Origin of the sequence: Pseudocolwellia sp. AS88, from assembly GCF_030551755.1 — a bacterium.
In the GTDB taxonomy this organism is placed as follows: domain Bacteria; phylum Pseudomonadota; class Gammaproteobacteria; order Enterobacterales; family Alteromonadaceae; genus Pseudocolwellia.
Map to the genome: position 1 here is coordinate 292,869 of NZ_JAUPEC010000001.1, position 22,446 is coordinate 315,314.

Consider the following 22,446-nt stretch of genomic DNA (forward strand, 5'->3'; position numbering starts at 1 on the left):
TTAGCTATTGGTTTTCTTCTCTATACTGCGCCATTTTCCTGGACTAATACCATAAAATAATTTGAATCTGTGAGCAAAGCTAATACTGTCAGCATAACCGATAGAAAAGGCTATTTGCTCTAAATTATATTGAGTGTACCTCAATAAATTACAGGCATATTCTAGTCGGTATTTAGTGATCAGCTTTAAAGGTGACAGTCCTGTTTCTCGTTTGCATAAACGATAAAACTGCGGCTCAGACAAATGCATTTTCTCAGCGAGGCTAGCGACAGTCCAAGGATATTGTAGTTGTTTAATAACTGATTTGATTAAGGCTTTAAACTTATCTTGCTGTGGCGTTAAGCTAACGTTGGTATTGGTAGCTTGTTCAATTTGGAAAATTAAAACATCCATCAAGCCAGACATTATTTCAGACTGATGCTGACCAGCCACATAATTAATATCTTGTAATAAAGACATGGTTTTATAAATAGGCAATGCATTATCTGATTGAAATATAGAGGCATTTAGTTTGTTTATATATTTAAACTTTGGGCAATCATGTAGTAAAAACCAACACATACTCCAATGTTCATCAGCTAATTCATAAACGAATGGAGTACCAGCAGGTAAAAGCACAATACTTCCTTCTGGGATTAAATATTCGCCACTTTCTAAACGTATTTTGCCACAGCCAGATTGTGTTGCTAGTAAGTAATGGACATCTTTCTTATCACTTTGTTTATTATCAAAAACCTCACCAGTACCATTCTTTCCTATTTGATACTCAGTTCTTAGTGTTGATATTCCAGCACATGCTATAAGCGAATCTGCATCGCCTGGTATTTTATCAAAGTTAATAAAATACTCTTCACAGTCTTGATGAATATTTAATATATCTTTCCACATAATAGAAGCTCGATGATAGTTTTAGACATAATAGATGATATTTGTAGTTATCGTTATAGTTTATTATTTAACATAGAATAGCGCCCTTGTTATTTTCTCCAAAACTATCTCCTTTAAACGGTTTTTACTCATTATGTTTGATGCTACTTTAATTAAAAAAGCTTCCAAGCTTGCTTGGCCTATTTCTGTGCAAAGTATTTTGGTTACCTTGTTAGGCATGATAGATATCATTATGGTATCTCATTTAGGAGACACGTCAGTTGCAGCGGTAGGTGTAAGTAACAGAATATTTTTTGTTTTTTTAGTGACTGTTACAGGAGTTGCTTCAGGTGTTGGTGTATTGTCTTCTCAGTATTACGGAGCAGGGCGAACCAATAAAATTAAAAGTACCATCATTATGGCTATTGTTTTTGCCTTATGTGTTGCTGTGCCGATTGTGATACTTAATTTCTTTTTTGCTGCAGATGTTGTTGCGCTTGCTAGTGCTGATATTTCCGTTATTGCTCTTAGTGAAAAATACCTGTGGATCACTATGCCAAGTTTGTTTTTTATCGCCATCATTCTCATTTTTGAAAACGCTTTACGTGGTACTGGGCAAGTTAAATTACCTATGGTATTCAGTATATTAGCCATATTCTTAAATGTTGTTTTAAATTATTGGCTTATTAATGGTGGTTTAGGTATCGAAGCTATGGGAGTTGAAGGTGCTGCATGGGCTACTACACTTTCTCGTTTGTTTCATTTATTAACAATCGTTTATTGTTTGAAAAAAATATCTCATACCGTTTTTCCTAAAAAAGAAAGTTTTACTGAAATCAATAACCGAGGCTCATGGAAAAAGTTTATTAAACTTATTTTTCCTATCATGATCAGTTTTGGGGTTTGGTCGTTAGGCACTTTTGTATATCAAATCATTTATGGACAAATGGGCACCACGGAACTTGCCGTAATGAGTATGTTAACGCCGATAGAAGGAGTGTTGATTGCTTTCTTTATAGGGTTTTCATCAGCTTGCTCTATTTTAGTTGGAAACATGTTAGGTGCTAACGACTTTACTAGTGCGTGGAAAACCTCAGTTACTTTTTCTATTGGCGCACCTATTACTACCTTTGTTTTAGCTATTGTTTTGTATTCGTTACAAGACGTTATTTTTATGCCTTTTCAGTTAATGACTCAAGAGACCATAATTTTAGCAACAGAAATTTTCTTACTCATTATTTTTGGTACTAGTATTAAAGTTTTCAACATGACAATGTCTATGGGGATCTTACGTGCAGGTGGTGATACTAAGCATTGCTTGTTAATTGATTTTATTGGTATGTGGGTAGTAAGTATTCCGCTTACTTTCTTGGCTGCGTTTTATTTTGATTTACCTTTATTTTGGGTTGTTGTTACCGCTTATTCAGAAGAAATATGTAAGGCGATAATGTTTACAATTCGCATGCGTAAAAAGCATTGGTTAAGAAATTTAGCAACAGATTAAGGTTATTACTGACCTATCTAATAGTCTAGTTGAGTACATAAAAAAGGTTTATAACGAGTGATTAATCTCAGTTATAAACCTTTTATAATTTTCAGAATTTATGGATTAGCTAGTTACAGCTTCACTTTGATTCTTATTTTCTTGTGCTTCAGCCTCTGCTTTTGTTGTAGCAAAAACAGGGTACTTTCCAAGTGGAAGTAACATCAAACTTCCTACTATAAAGATAACACCTAAAGCTGCAAACGCTATTTCATAACCACCAGTTGCATCATAAACCGCACCTAAAATACTCGGTGCTAAAGCTGCTCCAATGGCAAACGCAGCCCAAAGGTAACTATAAATTTTGCTGTAGTTACGTGTGCCAAAATAACGTGACGCTAAATAAGCAATAATATCAAATTCAGCTCCAGCTGCTAAACCAATGAGAATTGTTGAAAGGTAAGCAATCTCCATCGAAGGAGTACCTGATGCTAGTAAAAAACATGATATTGCAGGTAATGCCATAAGGATTGCAGCTACACCAGGTGCCCAAAAACGATCTAATAGTAAACCTGTGGCAATACGTCCAAAGATAACCGCTAAACCAATGGTAGACATTACGGCGCCTATCATAGGGCCTGTAAAACCTGAACCCGCATAAAAAGCAGGTAAGTTAGGAATAGAACCACCAATACCACATGAAATTGCCATAAATGCGATAGCAATTAACCAGAAGCGTTTATCTGATATTGCTTCTTTAATTGAAGGTCCGTAAACATAAGGGCTATCTGCGCTGTTAGTATCAACGGGATCACCAGACTTATCTTTAAACATAAAATAAACAACCGGCCAACCAATTAAAATAGGTAAACAGGCAAGCCATACAAATGTCATGCGCCAACCGTCAGCTTCTATAAAGCCAGGAACAAGTTTGTTAACAAGGAAACCGGTTAAACCTGTACCCATTAAAATAATTCCTAGAGCTTTACCACGATGAACATCAAAAGCGCCAACGATGACTCGAGTCCAAGTAATTGGAAGGGTACCTGCACCGGTAATACCTAAAACTAAAGCAATAGTACAATACTGCCAAACTGGGCCTGTTTGTAAGGCAAAACTAGCAAAAGCTAAAGCAAATAATACAAGGGAAGTGAGGGCAACCTTACGAGCGCCGAATTTATCACAAATCCCTCCTAAAAAAGGTATAGCAAACAGTACACCTATAGTTTGAAATATCATAGGTAACTGACTTTGTTGGCGTGTCCAGCCAAATTCTGCTTCTAGAGGAGCAACAAAAAGCCCATAAGAATAAAAAGGTACTGCGGTTAAACCTACTGTTACACCAACAAATGCGGCTACAAGTAATTGCCAATTACGTTTAAATTCGCCGGCGACTTCTGTTTCAGTATTTACGTTTGCCATTTTACTTTCCTACTTTGAATGTATTTCTAGTCTAGATCGTAAAGAATAAATGTCTCTCTTTTATTAAACAGAGTTTTCTAATTTTTCTAAATCTAGTTAAAACAGTTTTTATTTCTAAATAACATATAAACATATAATTATATAACAATCAAATTAACAATGACTGATATTATAAAATAATGAGTAAAATGAGTTATTGATATAAAACTTTTATTAGAAATTACGGAGGAAGAGATAAATTTAACAAAGATAAGCAGCAACTAGGATTAGTGTTTACTATGTTAAATTATTTATAGTAAATCGCTTTATAACTTGGTTATGCAGAGTTCAATACAAAGAATAGAAACTATTAAATAAGTAATAATTACAAAGCTACTGATATTGAAAGCAATATTTATCAGTAATTCATTATGCTTGATGTTTATTTTATTACGAAGCCTTTTTTAAACTATTTGTATTTCTTCATATAAAACAAAGTGATGTAGGAACTTGTGTATATTGAGAGGAAAACAGCTGTAGGCTAAAATATTCTCATTTAAGCCTACATAACCTCAAGTTGGGTTAATGGATTTAATAACGCATTGATTTCTTAAAGTATCGTTTAGCTTTATCTGAATTAAGAACATAAAAAAGCTGTTAATAGCATTATTGAGTAAAATAGCTTAACCCGAGCTGAGGTTAGGTAATATAAAAGATAATATTACCTTGTTAATTTATAACAAATCACTGTTTTTAAAGGTTGTGCAGGGCTTGTGAAATGAAAAGGGAAGTTAGCTTGATTAGGGCTGTCAGGACAAAACTGAGGTTCTAAGCATATTCCTTGATTAGTTGTAAAAGGTGCAGTTAAATGAAGCCCTGTATAAACCTGTACTGCAGGGTAGTTAGAACTTGCGTGTAACGTTAACTTTTTATCACTACTTTCAATTGATGCATGAGGAAAGCTTGTTAGCTTAGTTGTTGTATCGGTTAATGAAAGCAAGAAGTTATGATCTAGCTGCTCCATATTGCTTTTTGACGATACTTCTCTCGTTGTTCTAAAGTCAAACCGTGTGTTGTTTACCGACGCAATCTCACCTGTTGGAATACATTGTTCATCAACAGGTGTGTAGTGGTCGCTAAAAATTTGTAAGTTATGGGCTGTAGTGCTTTGTTCTTTGTTTAAATTAAAGTATGGATGAGCTGTTGGTCCAGCAATAGTAAACTGTTCTGAGTTCACCTTAATACTTATAGTTAACTCACTTTTAGCTGATATTTCATAGATTACTTCGATATTTATATCACCAGGGAAACCATTAAAACCGTCTGTTAAACTACAGGATAATGTAACTGAATTGGTCGTATGCTCAATACATTGCCAAAATTGAGTAGCAAAAGTATTAGCACCGCTATGAAGTATGTTGTCACCTTCATTAGCGGCTAAGTTCACTTCTGTACCGTCAATTTTACAACGCGAATTGCCAATTCTATTAGCATATGGTCCAACAATCGCGCCCAAGTATGACTCATCAGTAAAGTAATCTTCTAGGTTAGAATACCCCAAAACAACATTACGAATTTCATCATCTACTTGAGTGTGCCAACTGACTAAACGAGCACCATAATTACTGATGCAAAGTCGATCATTAATGTTATCGCCATGCTGACCCGTTATTTCATAAGTTGTTATTTGAACCATTTGCTAATTTACCTATCTTCTTAAAAAGTGCTAAAACTTAATTACGAGTGATTTTTTGGTTGGTGCTCTTGAAAATAATTCATCAAACCTTGTGTAGAACTGTCGTGGGTTTCACTCACCGTATTTTTGGCTAATTCAGCTTCAATATTATTGGCTAAGCCTTTACCTAATTCTACACCCCATTGATCGAAAGAGCATATTTGTAAAAGAATGCCTTGAGTAAATATTTTGTGCTCGTATAAGGCAATTAAACTACCGATAGCTCTAGGTGAAATACGCTGCATCAAAATGGTATTTGAAGGGCGATTACCTTTATGAACTTTATGAGGTGCAACTTTATCGATATAGGCTTGTGTATTACCTTTGGCTTTTAATTCTTCACGAATTTGCGTTTCATCAACACCTTGCATTAAAGCTTGTGTTTGCGCAAAAAAGTTAGCCATTAAGGTTTGATGATGACCTTTAACAGGAGTTGTGCTTTCAACCGAGCCAATAAAGTCTGCAGGTACAATATTGTTACTTTGATGTAAGTATTGATAAAAAGCGTGCTGACCATTAATGCCAATTTCTCCCCAAATCGTTGGAACAGTAGGGTAGTCGATTGAGTCGCCTTGCCAGTTCACTGATTTACCATTACTTTCCATTTCTGCTTGCTGTAAATACGCAGGCAACATATGCAAAGCTTGGTCGTAAGGTAAAATAACTTGCGATTGAGCGCCTAAAAAGGTGCAGTTCCATAGGCTAAGCAGCGCTAAAATTACTGGTGCATTTTGTTCTAATGGTGCTTTGTAAAAATGGTTATCAATTTCATTAGCGCCTTCTAATAGCTCAACAAAATTATCAAAACCTAAACTAATAGCAATGGGTAAACCTATAGCTGACCATAATGAAAATCTACCACCTACCCAGTCCCACATGTCAAAAATATTTTCTTCTTCAATACCAAAGGCTGTAGCTTTTTCTTTGTTAGACGATACCGCAACAAAATGCTTAGCAATGGCTGCAGGATCAAACGAAGAAGCGACTAACCAGTGCATGGCTGTTTTCGCATTGGTCATGGTTTCAGTGGTTGTGAAGGTTTTACTCGAGACAATAAATAAGGTGGTTTCAGGCGTTAACGGACGTAAAACGTTGGCGATTTGTGTGCCATCAACATTAGAAACGTAATGAACATTAACGGCATTGTCACTGTATTCTTCTAATGCTTCAGTCACCATTTGTGGGCCTAAGTTAGAGCCACCTACCCCAATACTAACCACATCGGTAATGCTTTTACCTGAATAGCCTTTCCAAACGCCTTGGCGAACTTTATCTGAAAAAGACTTCATTTGATTTAGAGCTTGTTGTACATCTTCATTAATGTTTTTGCCATCAAGTGTAATAGGCTTTTGCGTTTGATTACGTAAAGCAATATGCAGCACGGATCTATCTTCAGTTGGATTGATGCGCTCACCTGAGAACATTTTTTCACGCCAGCCTTCAATATCACATGCTTTAGCTAAGGCTAAAAGGTTGCTCATGGTTTTATCGTTGATTAAGTTTTTAGAATAATCGAGTAAAAACGGTGATAACTTAAGTGAAAATTCATCAAACCTTTTTGGGTTTTGTTTAAACATGTCACTCATGCGTTCTTGTTTCATTTGTTGTGCATGTTCAACGAGTGTTTGCCAGCTGGCGAGTGAAGTTCTAGGTTGCATTGTATGTTTCCAATTTCTCTTTTATGCGTTAACAGCTAAAAAGAAACTACAACCATTATTGAGGAGCAATAAGAAGTTGTAGTTTCTAAAGTTAAAACAACGCGATTAAGCGGCTGAATTTCTATTTATTACGTCTAATGTAGTGTTAACAATATTGTCAGTAGTAAAGCCAAAGTGTTTCAATAATTCGCTACCAGGTGCTGATTCACCAAAGGTTTTCATACCTATGATTGCGCCATTTCTTCCTGTGTATTTATGCCAAAAATCAACATGTGCTGTTTCGATAGCAATAACCGATTTAACTTCGCTCGGTAATACACTTTCTTGATAGCTACTCGATTGTTGATCAAATACGCTAGTACTTGGCATAGACACAACTCGCACATTATTCCCTTGTTCAGTTAATGATGCAGCTGCTTCAACAGCAATACCAACTTCCGAACCTGTGGCAATTAAAATAGCGTCTGGTGTGCCAACGCAATCAACTAATACATAACCGCCTTGTTCAATGCTTTTAACTTGTGCATTGTCGCGATTTTGATGAGGTAAACCTTGGCGACTAAAAATTAATGCACTTGGACCATCTTGTTTCTGAATTGCAGCTTTCCAAGCTACAGCAGATTCAACAGCATCACATGGGCGCCAAGTTGTTAAATTTGGCGTCATGCGTAAGTTAGCTATTTGCTCAATAGGTTGATGAGTTGGACCATCTTCACCTTGACCAATAGAGTCGTGGGTATAAACAAAAATGTTTTGAATACCCATTAATGCCGACATACGAACAGCGTTGCGCGCGTATTCCATAAACATAAGGAAAGTTGCACCGTAATTGATGAAGCCACCATGTAAAGACAAGCCATTCATAATGCCGCTCATACCAAATTCGCGAACACCGTAATACAGGTAATTACCATCAGCATCTTCAGCCGAAATCCCCTTAGAACCAGACCATAAAGTTAAGTTAGAACCCGCTAAGTCAGCAGAACCACCTAATAACTCTGGTAGTAAAGCGCCATATACACCGATTGCATTTTGCGAAGCCTTACGACTTGCTATGTTTTGTGCTTCTTTTTGACAAAGAGCAATATACTCATCAGCTTTTTGTTCGAACTGTTCTGGAAGATCGTTATTAAGTACACGACGACTAAATTCTTCAGCAAGCTCTGGATATTCAGCTGAATATGCTGCAAAAGCCATGCTCCAGTTTTGCTCTGCGATAGTACCTTTTTCTTTGTTATCCCAAGCTTTGTAAACGTCTTGTGGAATTTCAAAAGGAGCATATGGCCAATTCAAAAATTCACGTGTTGCTGCAATTTCTTCATCACCTAGTGGTGCGCCATGACAGTCGTGTGAACCTGATTTATTCGGTGAACCAAAACCAATTGTTGTTTTACAGCAGATCATTGTTGGCTTATCGGTAACGCTTTTGGCTTCTTCAATGGCTTTATTAATAGCAACAGGGTCGTGTCCGTCAACATCACTGATCACATGCCAGTTGTAAGCTGCAAAACGGGCAGGGGTGTTATCAGTAAACCAACCTTCAACATGACCATCAATAGAAATACCATTGTCATCCCAAAAGGCAATTAACTTTCCTAAACCTAAGGTTCCCGCTAGCGAACATACTTCGTGAGAAATACCTTCCATTAAACAACCATCGCCTAAAAAGCAGTAGGTGTAATGGTCAACAATATCCATGTTTGGACGGTTAAAATGGGCAGCTAAAGTTTTTTCAGCAATCGCCATGCCGACAGCATTAGAAACACCTGCGCCTAGTGGTCCTGTTGTGGTTTCTACACCAACGGTATAACCATATTCAGGATGTCCGGGGGTTTTAGAGTGTAATTGTCTAAACTGCTTTAACTCATCAATAGGTAAATCATAACCACTTAAATGCAGTAATGAATAAATTAACATTGAGCCATGACCATTACTTAAAACAAAGCGATCTCTGTCTGCCCAATTTGGGTTTGCCGGATTGTGTTTTAGGTGATCATTCCATAATACTTCTGCAATATCTGCCATGCCCATAGGTGCACCTGGGTGACCTGATTTTGCTTGCTGAACTGCGTCCATAGATAAAGCGCGGATAGCATTAGCTAAATGCTGTCTTGAAGACGTCATGATGAATTCCTTACATAAGTGTCTTGTTAGTTAGTTTCAAAAAGAAGCTGCATAACGTTGAAATAGTGAAATAACCTGAATATAAAATGTGGGGTATATTCAGGTGAGCTTCATTAAATGATTGAATGGTAAAACTTATAGCAGTTCGTTAACCATTGCTTCTAAGGTGTTTTGGTCTTTAGCAAAGTTGCGAATACCTTCAGATAACTTTTCTGTCGCCATAGCATCTTCATTGTGTTGCCATGTAAAAGTTGATTGAGTTAAAGGTATAAGTTCTTCACGTGACTTAATTTGCACTACACTAGCATCAAGCTTGGTTTCAAGTGTGCCTTCAGTGTTTTGTAATTCAGTTAATAATGCTGGCGAAATGGTTAATAAATCACAGCCTGCTAATTCAATTATTTCTGAAGTATTTCTAAAACTTGCGCCCATAACTACCGTTTTGTAGTCGTAAGTTTTGTAATATTGATAAATTTTAGTAACAGATTGAACACCTGGATCGTTTGCACCTGTGAAATCTTTACCTTCTTTTGTGATGGCTTCTTTAGCTTTGTACCAATCTAGGATGCGGCCGACAAAAGGAGAGATTAGGGTTACATTTGCTTCTGCACAGGCTACTGCTTGAGCCATACTGAATAATAAGGTTAAGTTACAAGCTATGCCTTCTTTTTCTAATTGTTCAGCGGCTTTAATACCTTGCCAAGTAGAAGCCAGTTTAATTAAAACGCGATCTTTTGAAATGCCGGCTTTCTCATAAAGAGCAATTAACTTACGACCTTTTTTAATACTTGCTTCTGTATCAAAAGATAGTTTTGCATCAACTTCTGAAGAAATTCGACCGGGTACATGTTTTAAGATCTCACAGCCAAAATTCACAATTAATTGATCACAAACATCATCAATATCGGCTTTGCCGTTAACGCTTGATTTACTAATAGCATCATCAATTAAATGTTTGTATTGTGGAAGTTTTGCAGCTTGTAAAATAAGCGATGGGTTAGTTGTGGCATCTACAGGGTTTAATGCTTTGATAGAGTCTACATCACCGCTATCGGCTACCACTTTAGTGACTTGTTTTAGTTGTTCAAGTAGGTTCATTGTATTTTTTTACCAGCGAACATTAAAGAGCGCGGCTTACCTCATGTTTAATGTATGTAGGTTTTGTTGAACTTTGTATTATTTTTATGCCTTGTCTAAGACAATTTTCTCTCTCAGCAAAAGTTATAAACAAAGATCAAAAGACCTTAGTATTTGATTGTGTTTACCACCGACCCGGGGAAAGCCGATGGCAAACTAGTTACAACTTGTTCTTACATTAAGTAAGTATTAAACGTAACGGTTAACAATGTTTTCAAGTAGTTCTTGACGACCAGAAACCTGTTTAGGGTTAATGTTTTCTTCAAGTACTAACTTAGATAAACTTTCTAGGCTTTGCTCACCAGACATGATGCTTTGACCTAATTTACCTTTCCAACCAGCGTAACGCTCGTCAACAAATTGAGTTAATGGACCATCTTCAATTAACTTAGCAGCGTTCATTAATGCTTGAGCCATAGTGTCCATACCGCCAATGTGACCAATGAATAAATCATCACGTTCACATGATTGACGACGAAGTTTAGTATCAAAGTTGAATCCGCCAGTATCTAAACCACCATTTTTCAAAATTTCATACATAACTAAAGTACATTCAGCTACATCGTTAGGGAATTGATCTGTATCCCAACCATTTTGCATGTCGCCACGGTTAGCATCAATACTACCCATAACACCTTCAGCACAAGCAACAGCAATTTCGTGATGGAAACTATGACCAGCAAGTGTTGCATGGTTAGCTTCAATGTTTACATGAACTTCACCAGCAATACCGTGCTTGTGTAAGAAACCAGCAACAGTGGCTGTATCGTAATCGTATTGATGCTTGGTAGGTTCTTGAGGCTTAGGCTCTATTAATAACTTACCTTTAAAACCAATTTTGTTTTTATGTTCAATAACCATTTTAAGGAAACGTGCATATTGCTCGCCTTCTTGCTTAAGGTTAGTGTTTAATAATGTATCGTAACCTTCACGACCGCCCCAAAGTACGTAGTTTTCACCACCTAAACGATGAGTAACATCCATGGCATGCTTAACTTGAGCAGCAGCATAAGCATAAAGATCAGGGTTAGGGTTAGTTGAACCACCAGCACAAAAACGTGCATTTGAGAATAAGTTAGCTGTACCCCAAAGTAATTTAACACCCGTGCGGTCCATTTCTTTTTCAAAAATGTCAGCAATGTGGTTAACGTTTGAATGGAATTCTTTTAAAGAATTTCCTTCAGGAGCGATATCAGCATCATGGAAACAAAAGTAAGGAGCACCTAGTTTTTCGAAAAATTCAAAAGCAACTTTAGCTTTTTGTTCAGCAAGTTGTAATTGGTTGCCCGTAGGTTGGATCCAAGGGCGGTCAAATGTACCTTCACCAAAAATATCAAAACCTGTTGAACAAAAGTTGTGCCAGTAACAAGCAGCGAAACGTAAGTGTTCTTTCATCGTTTTGCCAAGTACGATTTTGTTTTCATCGTAATGACGGAAAGCTAGTGGGTTAGTGCTGTTAGCACCTTCAAATTGTATTTTGTTTACGTTGTTAAAAAATTGTTCACTCATGGTGTTCTCCTAATTAAATCAGTTGTTAATTTGTTTTGTTTAAAATGTTTTATTAAAAGTTCAGCTTAAAAATGTTCTTTCAAGCTAAGGTAAAGTTGTTGGTATTTACGTTTTTGTGTTTGGTAGTAATCAGCCATTGCTTGGTCAGGTTCAATAACATGAGCTACTTCGCCCGCTAAACAAACCGTACTTGCATCTACTTTATTTGCGCCAACTTTAGCTAAGCGTGCAGCACCGTATGCTGGACCTACTTCACCACCGTTGCGATAAGTTAATGGCTTGTTTAATACGCTAGCGAGAATTTTTCCCCATAACTTGCTGCGAGATCCACCACCAATAACTGAAACTGTATCGATTTGCGTGCCAGCAGCCATTAAGGCTTCTTGTCCATCGTTAAATGCGTAAGCTATGCCTTCTAAAACTGCACGACCTAGTTCAGCTGCGTCAGTGTTATGGCCTAAGCCAAAGAAAACACCTTGGGCATTTGGATTGTTGTGTGGAGTACGTTCACCAGACAAGTAAGGTAAGAAGATCACTGAAGAGGGCACTGAGAAATCAAGTTTTTCAACTTCGTCAAGCAAGCTTTTTTCATCTTTAAAGCCCGTTAATTGTGTTACCCAAGTTAAACAACTTGCAGCACTTAAAATCACCGACATTTGATGCCAAGTATTAGGAATACAATGGCAGAAAGTATGAACAGCACTATCTGGATTTGGGTTGTAAGTTTCGTTAGCAACGAAATAAACACCTGATGTACCTAATGACAAAAACGCTTCATTTGGGTTGATAACACCAATACCAGCTGCACCAGCTGCATTGTCGCCACCACCTGCAATTACGGGTACTTGATTCATTCCCCATAGCTCAGCAATATCTGAATTTAGATGACCTGTAATTTCAGTGCCTTCAAATAACGCTGGCATTTGCTCAACCGTTAAGCCGGTTGCCGCTAACATTTTTTCAGACCATTGTCTTTTTTCAACATCAAGCCACAACGTACCGGCACTGTCAGACATATCTGAGGCAAAATCGCCTGTCATTAAAAAGCGTAAGTAGTCTTTAGGTAATAACACTTTAGCGACTTTGTTAAAATTTTCTGGCTCATTTTCTTTTAACCAAACTAGCTTAGGTGCAGTAAAACCAGGCATAGCAATGTTGCCTGTTATTGAGCGAGTATTAGGTTCGCGTGCTTCAATGGTTTTACATTGTGCTTCGCTGCGTCCGTCATTCCATAAAATGGCAGGGCGGATAATTGCGTTGTTATTGTCGAGTAAAGTAGCACCATGCATTTGACCTGATAAGCCAATAGCTACAACCGAAGATAGCGCATCGCTGTTTTTAGTTTTTAATGTTGCTATAGCGTCGTTAGTTGCTTGCCACCAATCACTAGGTTCTTGCTCAGACCATAACGGTGCTGGGCGACTAACTTCTAATGATGCTGATGCTTGATCAACAATCTTATCGTTGTTATCGAGTAATATAACTTTTACACCCGATGTACCTAAATCAATTCCCAAGTACATAAAAACTCTCTAATGAATTATGTTTGTTTATTTGTTAGCGCTAACATTATCATCGAGAAAATCATTTGGCAATGCTTTGATCTGTAATTATTTAAGCTTTGATTAGTCTGTTAACACCTTTTATATTAGCTTTTTTAGCTTACTTAACTCTAACTCATTGTTTATTTGACTATTTCTTTTGGTACTTATTAAATTTGTGAATATGATGTTTTGTATTTTTACATCTAATAAAAATATGAATTTATAAATAAAAATGGTTTTTTATGTTGATTTTAAGATAGCGCTAACATTTTATTGTCTTAAAAATGATTTTGAGCGGAGGTGATAAGTCAGTTTTAGACGTTTTCTATTAATAAATTTTCAAAAAAGGAGAGTAGAACTAAGCTAAAGTTTGTAATGTTTGGAGAATAGCTAAGCCGATAGAGATGCTACGAGGTAATAGAGTTTGGAAATATTATTAGGTTAGCATGGCCGCAGATATTAATAGTTAATAAATGTAGGTTAATAAGTGTATGCAAATAGATGTTAGCTAAAATTTTACTGATAAATATGGGCTAGTTTTACGCCAGCCCATAGGTGTTTTTGTTGAGACGAATTTACCTTAATCCCTTTATAAATCGCGTTACTATTTATTCTACAGCAGCAAGCTTAATTAGGGCGTCGTCTAAGTACATATCAACACCGACAGCGGCGTTAGAAAAATACACAGACAATTCTGTTAAGTTACAATCAGGAGTAGTAAAAGTTCCGCTCACTTCAGTCCATTCACTATTTGAGACAGTAACGGCTGGACCGGCATCAACATACAGTGCTTCTTCACCTTCACAAGTTTGCTTTATGTTAACACTAATATCTTCGCTTTCAGATCCAGCAACTCTTATCCAACCACTCATATCATAAGTGGTATTTGCTGTACCTGTACCAAAAAAATCATACACAGGTCCGTGCCAGTTATTTGCACGAGAATTCACTAGTGCAGATTTTTCACCTGTGTGAGCAAAGTCAGTACTTTCCTCGATATTTGCTCCCCAGGTTGCCCAACCATTTACACCTGATTCAAATGTTGAATTGGTAAATAGATTATCTGGGTCTACAGTGACTTCACTCGTAATAGAAACGCTATCAATATAAATATCTACACCTATAGCAGGTCCATCAAAGTAAACATCGGCACTTACAAGGTTACAGTTAGGTAAAACTAAACTACCTGTTAACTTAGTCCAATCACCATTAGTTGCTGTTATAGTTCCATGTTGAGAGTAAGAAGCATCTTCTTCTGTATCACCTTCACATAATGTTTTTAGTGTAATGTTTATTAGATCTTCTGCTGCATTTTCAATACGTGCATAAGTGGTAATTTCGTAAGTTTTTCCTGTTTCAGCATAAGGCTGTAAATTAAATACAGGTCCTTGCCAAGTACCGGTTCTATCGCTATGTAAAGCACTGCTATTTCCAGTATTAGCATAGTTTGTTGAGCTAGCTAAAGTACCGCCCCAAACTGACCAACCTTCGGTGTTTTCTTCAAAGTCGTTATTACTTACTAAATTAGGACCAAGATTTTTTTCTTCTTTATGAAAGGTTACATTATCAACATAAATGTCGATACCTACAGCAGGCCCTTCAAAATAAAGAATAGCGTCGCTCATTGCACAATTAGGTAAGGTAACTTCTCCTGCTAATAAAGCCCAATCTGTAGCGCTAGATTCTACCGCGCCTGTACCTAAGTACTTAACACCATCTGAACAAGTTGCACTTATGGTTGCTTTTACTTGAGCCGAACCTTCACTAATGGCAGTTCTGGCAAACAATTGATAAGTCGCACCTGACTCAACCAAATTTAAAATGTTAGTTGATGGCCCTTGGTATTCTTGAGTACGTGAAGTACCCACTAAACTTTGTGTACCTGCAAATACTTTGGTGGTTGTTATTGCAACTTCAGAAGAGTCGTAACCTTCCCAGCCCGAAGCATCAACTTCAAAGTCGCTGTTAGCTAAAATGTTGTCGCTGAAACCTTCGGTATCAGGCAATAAAGCTTGTGGACGAAGACTTACTGCATCTATGTAAATGTCTTCATTAGCTGCAGGTCCTTCAATTACTAGGGTTGCTGCTACAAAGTCACATTCAGCTATTGTTAACGTACCAGCTAACTGAGTAAATTCTGTATTAACTGCAACAGCTGAGTTAACAACAATTGTTTGGGCTTCTTCATCTAAACATTCAAGGATTACATTGACTGAGCTTTCTAGCGTTGTTTCATTAGCCAACATTACCCAAGCTTCAACGTCGTATACGTTGTTTGCTTTAAGTAGAGTGGTAATATCAATACTTGCTGTGGCTTTGCTTGTATCCGTGGATGAAGCGATAAGAGAAGTAATACCATTCTTTTGGGCAATAGTTGTTCTTAAGGCTGTTTCATCTAACGTTGTCCAGCCATCTGTGGCAATTTCGAAGTTACCATTAGCAATTAAGTTTGGCATAACACCTGAAGCATCAGCTGCAATTCCAACAAAACCATCAGCTAAGGCATAGTAAGCGGGCTTTCTTTCGTATTCAGCTGTATATAAAAGTGGATCATCTGGACCAAATTCACCATCAATCCAGCTGTATTTGTCTGTAAAGCCCCAAACAGTAACGGCGTCACAACGTTCTATATTCATACATGCATTAACGGCACGATGGTATACCTGTTGCTGAATCGCAAGTTTAGTCACTTGATCCCAAGGCAAAGAAGATAAACGTACATCAATTTCACTAATGTTTACGTCTAAATCTAAATCTACAAAACGCTGAAAGTTATCTGTCATTTGCTGGGTTGATGGAGCATTTGACGCATCTAAATGCATTTGAAAACCAACACCATCAATAGGTACTTCAGCATTAACTAATTCAGTAATCATAGTGAACACAGCAGCAGACTTTGCATTGATGTTATCTATGCTGTAATCGTTGTAGAACAACTTTGCTTCTGGATCTGCTGCGTGAGCTCTGATAAAAGAGTCAGCAATATAGTTTTTATTTAGCTTTTCAAAGAATACAGAGTCACGATAATTAGCATCATCACCCATGACTTCGTTTGCAACATCCCACGCATATATTTGTCCGCTGTAACGAGGAGCTAAGGCATCAATGTGTGCATTGATCAAAGTAGTTAATTCTTCAGGTGTTACATCACTATTGACAAAATTTGGTGCTTGGCGATGCCAAACTAATGCATGACCTTTAAATGCCATCTCATTTTCTTCAGCAAAAGCTATCATGCTGTCTAATGCACTAAAGTCCCAAACATCCGATGTTGATTTTTGTATAGAGCCCCATTTACCGATATTTTCTGGTGTGATGTAGTTAAATTCAGCTTTAAGGATATTGATGTAATCTGTTTCATTATTATTTAAAACACCATTACTAACTGCTGCTCCCACTCTTTTATTGGCTACATTTGCCGCTTCAACTAAATTAGTTATTAGTGGCTGAGGTGGAGTAGGCGGCTCTTCAACGGAAGGTTGTTCTACAACAGGCGGAGTAACTGCTGGTGGTGTTGGTTGCTTTTTATCATCATCACAAGCAGATAATAATAACGCTGGAGTCACGAATAGTGCTGCCTTTAATGCGTTAGGCTTAAAGAGCTTAATTTTGTTATTGATTATGTTCATTTATATTTCCTGAAATACATTAGTTATGATGTTGTTACTTTTAGAAAAGTAACTTTTTATTTATTGTATTTATGTTCAACTAGGTTTGAGTCAAAATAACTATAACCTAATTGTAAAATAGACTATTTGATTTGTGTTCACAATAGAATTAATTATTTAAATACAGATTAAATAAACAGTCTGGTGATGTTTTTAGTGGAATTTAAAGCAAAAAACTGTATTGGGTTTTTTAGGTAAGTAACTGAATTAAATGGTATATAGATGGGTTTTAAAAAGCATAAATACTTTAAGAATGAGTATGTTATTAAAAAGTTAAATATTTAGCTGAACTATAAACAAGTTTATAAAAGTTGATCCGCTGAACTGGCATTAATTGAATAGATTAGAGTTAATTAAGTTATTTCAATATAGCAAGTTCAGGGTTCAAATTAAGCGTTTTAACTTATTGCTACGCATTTAAATTAAGCGATAACAATTAATACTGCTGATATATTCCAAATCTCTTTCGACTGTTTGTCCGTTAAACATTTGGTTGAAAATAGCTTTGAGTTTGGCATTTTTATTGACACTACTTCCTTTAAAGTAGCTGTGTTCTGAATCTACTGCCTCAGCTTCAGTAACGTCTATATACACGGCATTATCACTGTCCAATTTTTTAAGATAATGACCCAAACGTGCCTGTTGCTGTTTTCCTGGTTTAATTCTTGAAGCTTTCAAGGCGGAATCGTCTTCGTTAATCACAATATACACACGTTTACGTACATCAAGACTTTGAACCCAGTGAGCATGATTTTCATTATTGGTATCTGCAGCAACAAGGCAGATATTATCAAAGACTAGTTCAGAAGTGGCATTGTCACTGGTCATTAACGAATGTTTCAGCAAATAATTACCCATACTGTGACAAAGTAAATTTATTTTAACGACACAAGATTTATTAACAAGCTCGCTGTAAAGAGAAGCGGCTGCCATAGGGTTAGCATTATCGTGATACTTAGCATCTACTTTGCTTCTAATTTCAGTTAATGAAGCTTCGGTAAGCAGGGCATGATAATAGCTGATCTTTCCTACAAAGCGATTAATCGCGCCAGATGAAGCTCGCGCGTCAGATTTATCACTAAGGTATGAAGCTGTACCCGAAATAGCACCACCACCATTAGCTGGCCAAGTAAAAGGTACAACAATCACATTGTATAATTTTTCAATTTCTTCAGCGGTTTTTAATACATCGCCTACATCATTATTATAACCATGGACAAAAAATAGAATGGATTTACCTTGTGTACGAGCTTGATCAAACAAGTTACAAGCGACGGTTAACGAGCCGTACCAGTCTTTAGAGGTATCAATGTTTAAATGATATTTGCTTTTGAGTCTTTCTACTTCTTCAACTGATAGCTTATCGTCGACACTTGCTGCTGACCAGCCCGTACCTTTCTTCGAAACTTCAATTGCACGTAATTCATTTGGACCAAAAGGACTCGGTGTTTTACCAAAAACACTTAAGCCTTTGCCTTTTTTTATGACTCTGTTTGTAATTAAATACATATTATCACCACTGTGTTGAGTGCTTAAATCTCCCATACAGCAACTGTAAAAATGTATTTAATATCAGTTATTGGAATAGATTTTATTTGTGTTCTTGTTTTTTGTTCAGATAGGATTTTATTAATCCGCTATGGGTCTATAATCTAATGTCTGTATCAAAAATACAATAGCTGGTTACAGTAACAAAAACTTATTTCAATCATATTAAGATTAATAATAATTGAGTCTTAATTTAAAGTTGTTGAACTATTTACCGTTATCGATTTTGTCCGCCAGTTTTTATAAAAAGCAAACCTTTGAACATTTGGCGAGAAGAATGTGCTATTACCTGGTAAATTCATTGATCTGCTAGATACTAGGTTACGCGATACTTATTGAAAGAATTGAGAACTTAATCTATTTTATTGAAATTGTTGGTTCTTTTTTTGTTATCATTTATATCATTAAAAGTTAACTCTCATTCAAGGCACTAGGTTAAAGCCTGTTCAACGTTAAGGATAACCGATGGATTTTATTCAGTCACCTTCAGGAATTATTGAATTCGCTCGTATTTATTTAGCAATTTTTTACACATGTGTTGCTCTTTTTTATACCGTAAAGATTATTGTCACTCAGAAAAAACAATTGGTGGATTTAGTTCATCCAGGTGAACGTTTTTGCTCTACTTGGTGGAATCATCTCACCTTTCGTTTTTTTAGAGCAAGCATATTGTTGATATGTTTAAGCCGAGTGTTTTTTGAAGGTATAGATACTTATCTCGTTATGTTGACGCCTCTACAAACCTTTCCTGTTATCTTTGTTGGTATTGTTTTTATGACCGTTGGTTTTGGGATGACAGTTGTAATTCATTTAAGTATGGGTAATAAGTGGCGTTCAGGTATTGATAATACAGGTCCTAAACAGCTTATTACTGATGGGTACTTTAGGCGTTCACGTAATCCTATTTTTGTATGTGTAGCATTTTCTCAACTGGGTTTCTTTTTGGCTTTACCATCGCTATTTACTTTAATTTGTTTATTGATTGGTGTGGTTATGTTGCACAGACAAATTATTGCGGAAGAGCAGCATTTAACAAATGTATTTGCTAATGAATATAAAACTTATGCTACAGATGTTCGTCGCTGGTTATAGTGGGTATAAGAAGGAATTAAAAGTGCAGAGGTAAAGGAAACTATAATGACAATAGTTTCCTATCTATACCCATGATTAAATTCTTAATAAGGTTACATCACATTTTGCATAATTAGCCACACCATTAGCCGTAGAGCCTATGAGCGCTTGAATGCCTTTTTTTGAATGTGTACCTAACATAATTAAGTCAGCTTCTTCCTTCTCAGCCAACAAACAAATTTGCTCATATGGTTTACCAAACTTAACCGATACATTTTTCTTTGGAATACCCAAGCTTTCTGTAATGGCTTCCATTTTAGGTAATGTTTTTTCTTTCAATTCTTTTTGATAATCTTTAGGCAGCAAAGCATAAGGAATAATATGAGTAACAAACAATTTAGCATTACATAAAAGTGCAAATTCTTGTGCTTTTGCAAGTACCGCTTCACCTTCTTTACTCGCCTCTATTGCGCAAATAATCGTTTTATACATAGACATCCTTAAATAATTTTTGTTGGTATTTATTTAACCCTAGTTCGAGTTAAGCTATTTATAAATTATAGACTCGAAAAACAGTTTTGCTTAAAACACTTTAAACTAATAATGCGCTCTTATGTTGTTCACTTTTTATAATAAATAACAATAACCTTTACTATTTCATATAGCTAAAGCTTTAGAAAGGTAATAGAAGAAAAATTTGTTATAGATTTGATCTATATCTAAGTATTTAGCTGTAATTGAAGTTAAGGCTTATTCCAGTATACCTTTACCTGTCGCAGCCCAATATATTCCGCCGTACAAATGTTGTTTAAAAATAGGATTGTTATGAACAGCGTTTATGTGACCTAAAGCTGTGTAAAATGAACGCCCGCCATCAAAGTTTTGATACCAAGCGATAGGGTGGAACTCTCCCATGCCATTTCCTGTTCTCCCATTTCCCCAATCAGAGTGAGTGCTATAGCTGTTTTCATTAACCGTTAACAGGTAGTTTAAATTTTCACTGTTTTCATCGCCAAAATCGTACCATTCATCTGTCCATAAACTATTATTAGGGACTTGGTTCATTCCTGGAAATTTGGTGTTCACCACTTGTAGCCTTGCGGTTTGAACTTCAGGATGAATAACAAAAGTTCTGCCAACTAGTTTGTGAAACCAAGGCCACTCGTATTCAGTATCTGAAGCGCTGTGAATCCCCACAAAACCTTTACCTGATTGTATATAACGCTTAAAAGCTGCTTGTTGTTCTTGGTTAAGCACATCACCTGTGGTCATCATAAATATAACCACATCTATATCAGCTAAAAACTTATCATTAAAGTACGAAGCTTCTTCATGCCATACCATATTAAAGTGATGTTCTTTGGCTAGTGCTTCAATATTAGCTACACCAGCAGGTATCGCTTTATGGTGCCAGCCACTAGTTTTAGTAAAAAGTAATACGTTAAATTGTTGAGCTACTGTTACTGCTGAAAACAGGCTCACAAACATAAAGACGAGTATTCTACATTGAATTTTTATCGCACTTGTTTTCATATTTTTTAACACCTTATGATTTATTTTCTGTTTTATATTTAATAAAAAATGTTATAGTTGTTTTGACAATAACATGGCTTTAAAATCAAGTCATTGTTAATAATTAAAAAATATATTCTCAAGATCTTAGCTTAACGCTTACTTGAGTTATATATTGAAGTTCTATTTATGTGCAGCAGAGGAAATGAGTATGCAAGGTGAAAAATTACGTTGGGGTATTATCAGTACAGGCAATATAGCCAGTGACTTTTGCGCTGATATGACTTTTGTTGATAACGGAGAGCTTGTTGCTGTAGGTTCAAGAAATATAGAAAGCGCACATGCTTTTGCTGACAAATTTAACATTTCCAATGCTTACGCTGATTACCAATCTGTTTATGATGATCCAAATGTCGATATTATTTATGTAGCCACTCCACATAATTTTCATTTTGAGAATGTACGTGACGCTTTAATGGCGGGTAAACATGTTCTTTGTGAAAAGCCTATCACTGTAAGCAGTGAAGAAAGTCAGCAATTATTTGATTTAGCGAAACAAAAGCAATTGTTTTTAATGGAAGCTATGTGGACATACTTTTTACCTGCCATTGTTAAAGCACAACAGTGGGTAACTGAAGGGCGTATTGGTAAAGTTAAACAGATAAAAGCTGACTTTGGTTATCCAATGCCTTATCAATTAGAGTCTCGAGTTTACAGAGAAGACTTAGCTGGCGGTTGTTTGTTAGATATGGGCATTTATCCTTTAGCTATTTCAACTTTATTTACAGATGCTGAGCTAGACAACTTTTATGTTAAACCACAGTTTGCACCTAATGGCGTTGAAGATGATTTAGTGATGTTAGCAAACGCTGGTGATGTACATCTTACTTTAGGCACATCGTTTCAATGCAAGCTACATAATTGGGCTATTATTATTGGTGAAAAAGGCTCAGTGGTTATTCCAGATTTTTGGCGAGCTAAAAGTTGCGAGCTATATCATTCAGACGATTTAGTTGATAGCTTCCAAGATAACCGACAAAGTATCGGTTTAAATTATGAAGCACAAGCAGCGGGTGAAGCAGTTTTAGCTCATAAGTTAGAACATCCAAATATGACTCACGCAGTTAGCCAACAATTACAAAAACAAATGGAAGCCATTAAAAGTACATATAAAAAGTAGAAATAAATC

General features: G+C 36.3%; 15 protein-coding genes. 3 read left to right on the forward strand and 12 right to left on the reverse strand.

Translation table 11 applies throughout. The features are described from left to right. Positions 1–888 carry an AraC family transcriptional regulator gene (locus tag Q5N69_RS01240; RefSeq protein WP_304366857.1) on the reverse strand — a complete coding sequence of 296 codons (888 nt, stop codon included), beginning with the start codon at positions 886–888 and terminating at the stop codon, positions 1–3. Positions 889–1,021: 133 nt separating this feature from the next. On the opposite strand from Q5N69_RS01240, the gene Q5N69_RS01245 reads away from it, so the two are divergent. Then, positions 1,022–2,371 (forward strand): MATE family efflux transporter, encoded by a 1,350-nt coding sequence (locus tag Q5N69_RS01245; protein ID WP_304366858.1) that lies wholly within the window; start codon positions 1,022–1,024, stop codon positions 2,369–2,371. 105 nt (positions 2,372–2,476) lie between these two features. Here the strand turns inward: Q5N69_RS01245 and Q5N69_RS01250 are convergent, their stop codons facing one another. From Q5N69_RS01250 to Q5N69_RS01290, 9 genes are all read right to left on the reverse strand, one after another. Continuing rightward, the gene (locus Q5N69_RS01250; protein WP_304366860.1) at positions 2,477–3,772 is read right to left on the reverse strand and encodes an MFS transporter; all 1,296 of its coding nucleotides are present in this window, start codon (positions 3,770–3,772) and stop codon (positions 2,477–2,479) included. 700 nt (positions 3,773–4,472) lie between these two features. Continuing rightward, positions 4,473–5,447, reverse strand: a complete 975-nt coding sequence (locus tag Q5N69_RS01255) for an aldose epimerase family protein (RefSeq protein WP_304366862.1) — start codon at positions 5,445–5,447, stop codon at positions 4,473–4,475. 41 nt (positions 5,448–5,488) lie between these two features. Then, complete coding sequence (gene pgi / locus Q5N69_RS01260; protein WP_304366864.1) at positions 5,489–7,144, reverse strand: glucose-6-phosphate isomerase; 1,656 nt, start codon at positions 7,142–7,144, stop codon at positions 5,489–5,491. Between the two features lie 105 nt (positions 7,145–7,249). Then, positions 7,250–9,268: a transketolase gene (gene tkt / locus Q5N69_RS01265; protein ID WP_304366866.1), complete on the reverse strand. Its 2,019-nt coding sequence runs from the start codon at positions 9,266–9,268 to the stop codon at positions 7,250–7,252. A 135-nt stretch (positions 9,269–9,403) separates the two neighbouring features. Then, positions 9,404–10,366 (reverse strand): transaldolase, encoded by a 963-nt coding sequence (gene tal, locus Q5N69_RS01270; RefSeq protein WP_304366868.1) that lies wholly within the window; start codon positions 10,364–10,366, stop codon positions 9,404–9,406. A gap of 228 nt (positions 10,367–10,594) precedes the next feature. After that, entirely contained in the window at positions 10,595–11,914 is a 1,320-nt protein-coding gene (xylA, locus tag Q5N69_RS01275) for a xylose isomerase (RefSeq protein ID WP_304366870.1), read from the reverse strand. Positions 11,915–11,979: 65 nt separating this feature from the next. After that, on the reverse strand, positions 11,980–13,437 hold the full coding sequence (gene xylB / locus Q5N69_RS01280; RefSeq protein ID WP_304366872.1) for a xylulokinase: 1,458 nt from the start codon (positions 13,435–13,437) through the stop codon (positions 11,980–11,982). Between the two features lie 629 nt (positions 13,438–14,066). Continuing rightward, positions 14,067–17,087, reverse strand: a complete 3,021-nt coding sequence (locus Q5N69_RS01285) for an endo-1,4-beta-xylanase (RefSeq protein WP_304366874.1) — start codon at positions 17,085–17,087, stop codon at positions 14,067–14,069. Positions 17,088–17,543: 456 nt separating this feature from the next. Further along, positions 17,544–18,671, reverse strand: coding sequence for an alpha/beta hydrolase (locus Q5N69_RS01290; protein WP_304366876.1), 1,128 nt, complete (start codon positions 18,669–18,671; stop codon positions 17,544–17,546). A gap of 468 nt (positions 18,672–19,139) precedes the next feature. On the opposite strand from Q5N69_RS01290, the gene Q5N69_RS01295 reads away from it, so the two are divergent. Further along, entirely contained in the window at positions 19,140–19,766 is a 627-nt protein-coding gene (locus Q5N69_RS01295) for an isoprenylcysteine carboxylmethyltransferase family protein (RefSeq protein WP_304366878.1), read from the forward strand. A gap of 75 nt (positions 19,767–19,841) precedes the next feature. Here Q5N69_RS01295 and Q5N69_RS01300 read toward each other — a convergent pair whose 3' ends face one another. Further along, positions 19,842–20,237 carry a universal stress protein gene (locus tag Q5N69_RS01300; protein WP_304366880.1) on the reverse strand — a complete coding sequence of 132 codons (396 nt, stop codon included), beginning with the start codon at positions 20,235–20,237 and terminating at the stop codon, positions 19,842–19,844. A 258-nt stretch (positions 20,238–20,495) separates the two neighbouring features. Continuing rightward, on the reverse strand, positions 20,496–21,278 hold the full coding sequence (locus tag Q5N69_RS01305; RefSeq protein WP_304366882.1) for a ThuA domain-containing protein: 783 nt from the start codon (positions 21,276–21,278) through the stop codon (positions 20,496–20,498). Between the two features lie 190 nt (positions 21,279–21,468). On the opposite strand from Q5N69_RS01305, the gene Q5N69_RS01310 reads away from it, so the two are divergent. After that, positions 21,469–22,437, forward strand: a complete 969-nt coding sequence (locus Q5N69_RS01310) for a Gfo/Idh/MocA family protein (RefSeq protein ID WP_304366884.1) — start codon at positions 21,469–21,471, stop codon at positions 22,435–22,437. Positions 22,438–22,446 lie beyond the last annotated feature (9 nt).

Bases quoted from the DNA above. Each gene is read 5' to 3' on its own strand.
- Q5N69_RS01245 (WP_304366858.1), top strand. From the start codon at position 1,022: ATGTTTGATGCTACTTTAATTAAAAAAGCTTCCAAGCTTGCTTGGCCT.
- Q5N69_RS01255 (WP_304366862.1), bottom strand. From the start codon at position 5,447: ATGGTTCAAATAACAACTTATGAAATAACGGGTCAGCATGGCGATAAC.
- Q5N69_RS01250 (WP_304366860.1), bottom strand. From the start codon at position 3,772: ATGGCAAACGTAAATACTGAAACAGAAGTCGCCGGCGAATTTAAACGT.
- Q5N69_RS01290 (WP_304366876.1), bottom strand. From the start codon at position 18,671: ATGGGAGATTTAAGCACTCAACACAGTGGTGATAATATGTATTTAATT.
- xylA (WP_304366870.1), bottom strand. From the start codon at position 11,914: ATGAGTGAACAATTTTTTAACAACGTAAACAAAATACAATTTGAAGGT.
- Q5N69_RS01285 (WP_304366874.1), bottom strand. From the start codon at position 17,087: ATGAACATAATCAATAACAAAATTAAGCTCTTTAAGCCTAACGCATTA.
- tkt (WP_304366866.1), bottom strand. From the start codon at position 9,268: ATGACGTCTTCAAGACAGCATTTAGCTAATGCTATCCGCGCTTTATCT.
- Q5N69_RS01300 (WP_304366880.1), bottom strand. From the start codon at position 20,237: ATGTATAAAACGATTATTTGCGCAATAGAGGCGAGTAAAGAAGGTGAA.
- Q5N69_RS01305 (WP_304366882.1), bottom strand. From the start codon at position 21,278: ATGAAAACAAGTGCGATAAAAATTCAATGTAGAATACTCGTCTTTATG.
- Q5N69_RS01295 (WP_304366878.1), top strand. From the start codon at position 19,140: ATGGATTTTATTCAGTCACCTTCAGGAATTATTGAATTCGCTCGTATT.
- tal (WP_304366868.1), bottom strand. From the start codon at position 10,366: ATGAACCTACTTGAACAACTAAAACAAGTCACTAAAGTGGTAGCCGAT.
- xylB (WP_304366872.1), bottom strand. From the start codon at position 13,437: ATGTACTTGGGAATTGATTTAGGTACATCGGGTGTAAAAGTTATATTA.
- pgi (WP_304366864.1), bottom strand. From the start codon at position 7,144: ATGCAACCTAGAACTTCACTCGCCAGCTGGCAAACACTCGTTGAACAT.
- Q5N69_RS01240 (WP_304366857.1), bottom strand. From the start codon at position 888: ATGTGGAAAGATATATTAAATATTCATCAAGACTGTGAAGAGTATTTT.
- Q5N69_RS01310 (WP_304366884.1), top strand. From the start codon at position 21,469: ATGCAAGGTGAAAAATTACGTTGGGGTATTATCAGTACAGGCAATATA.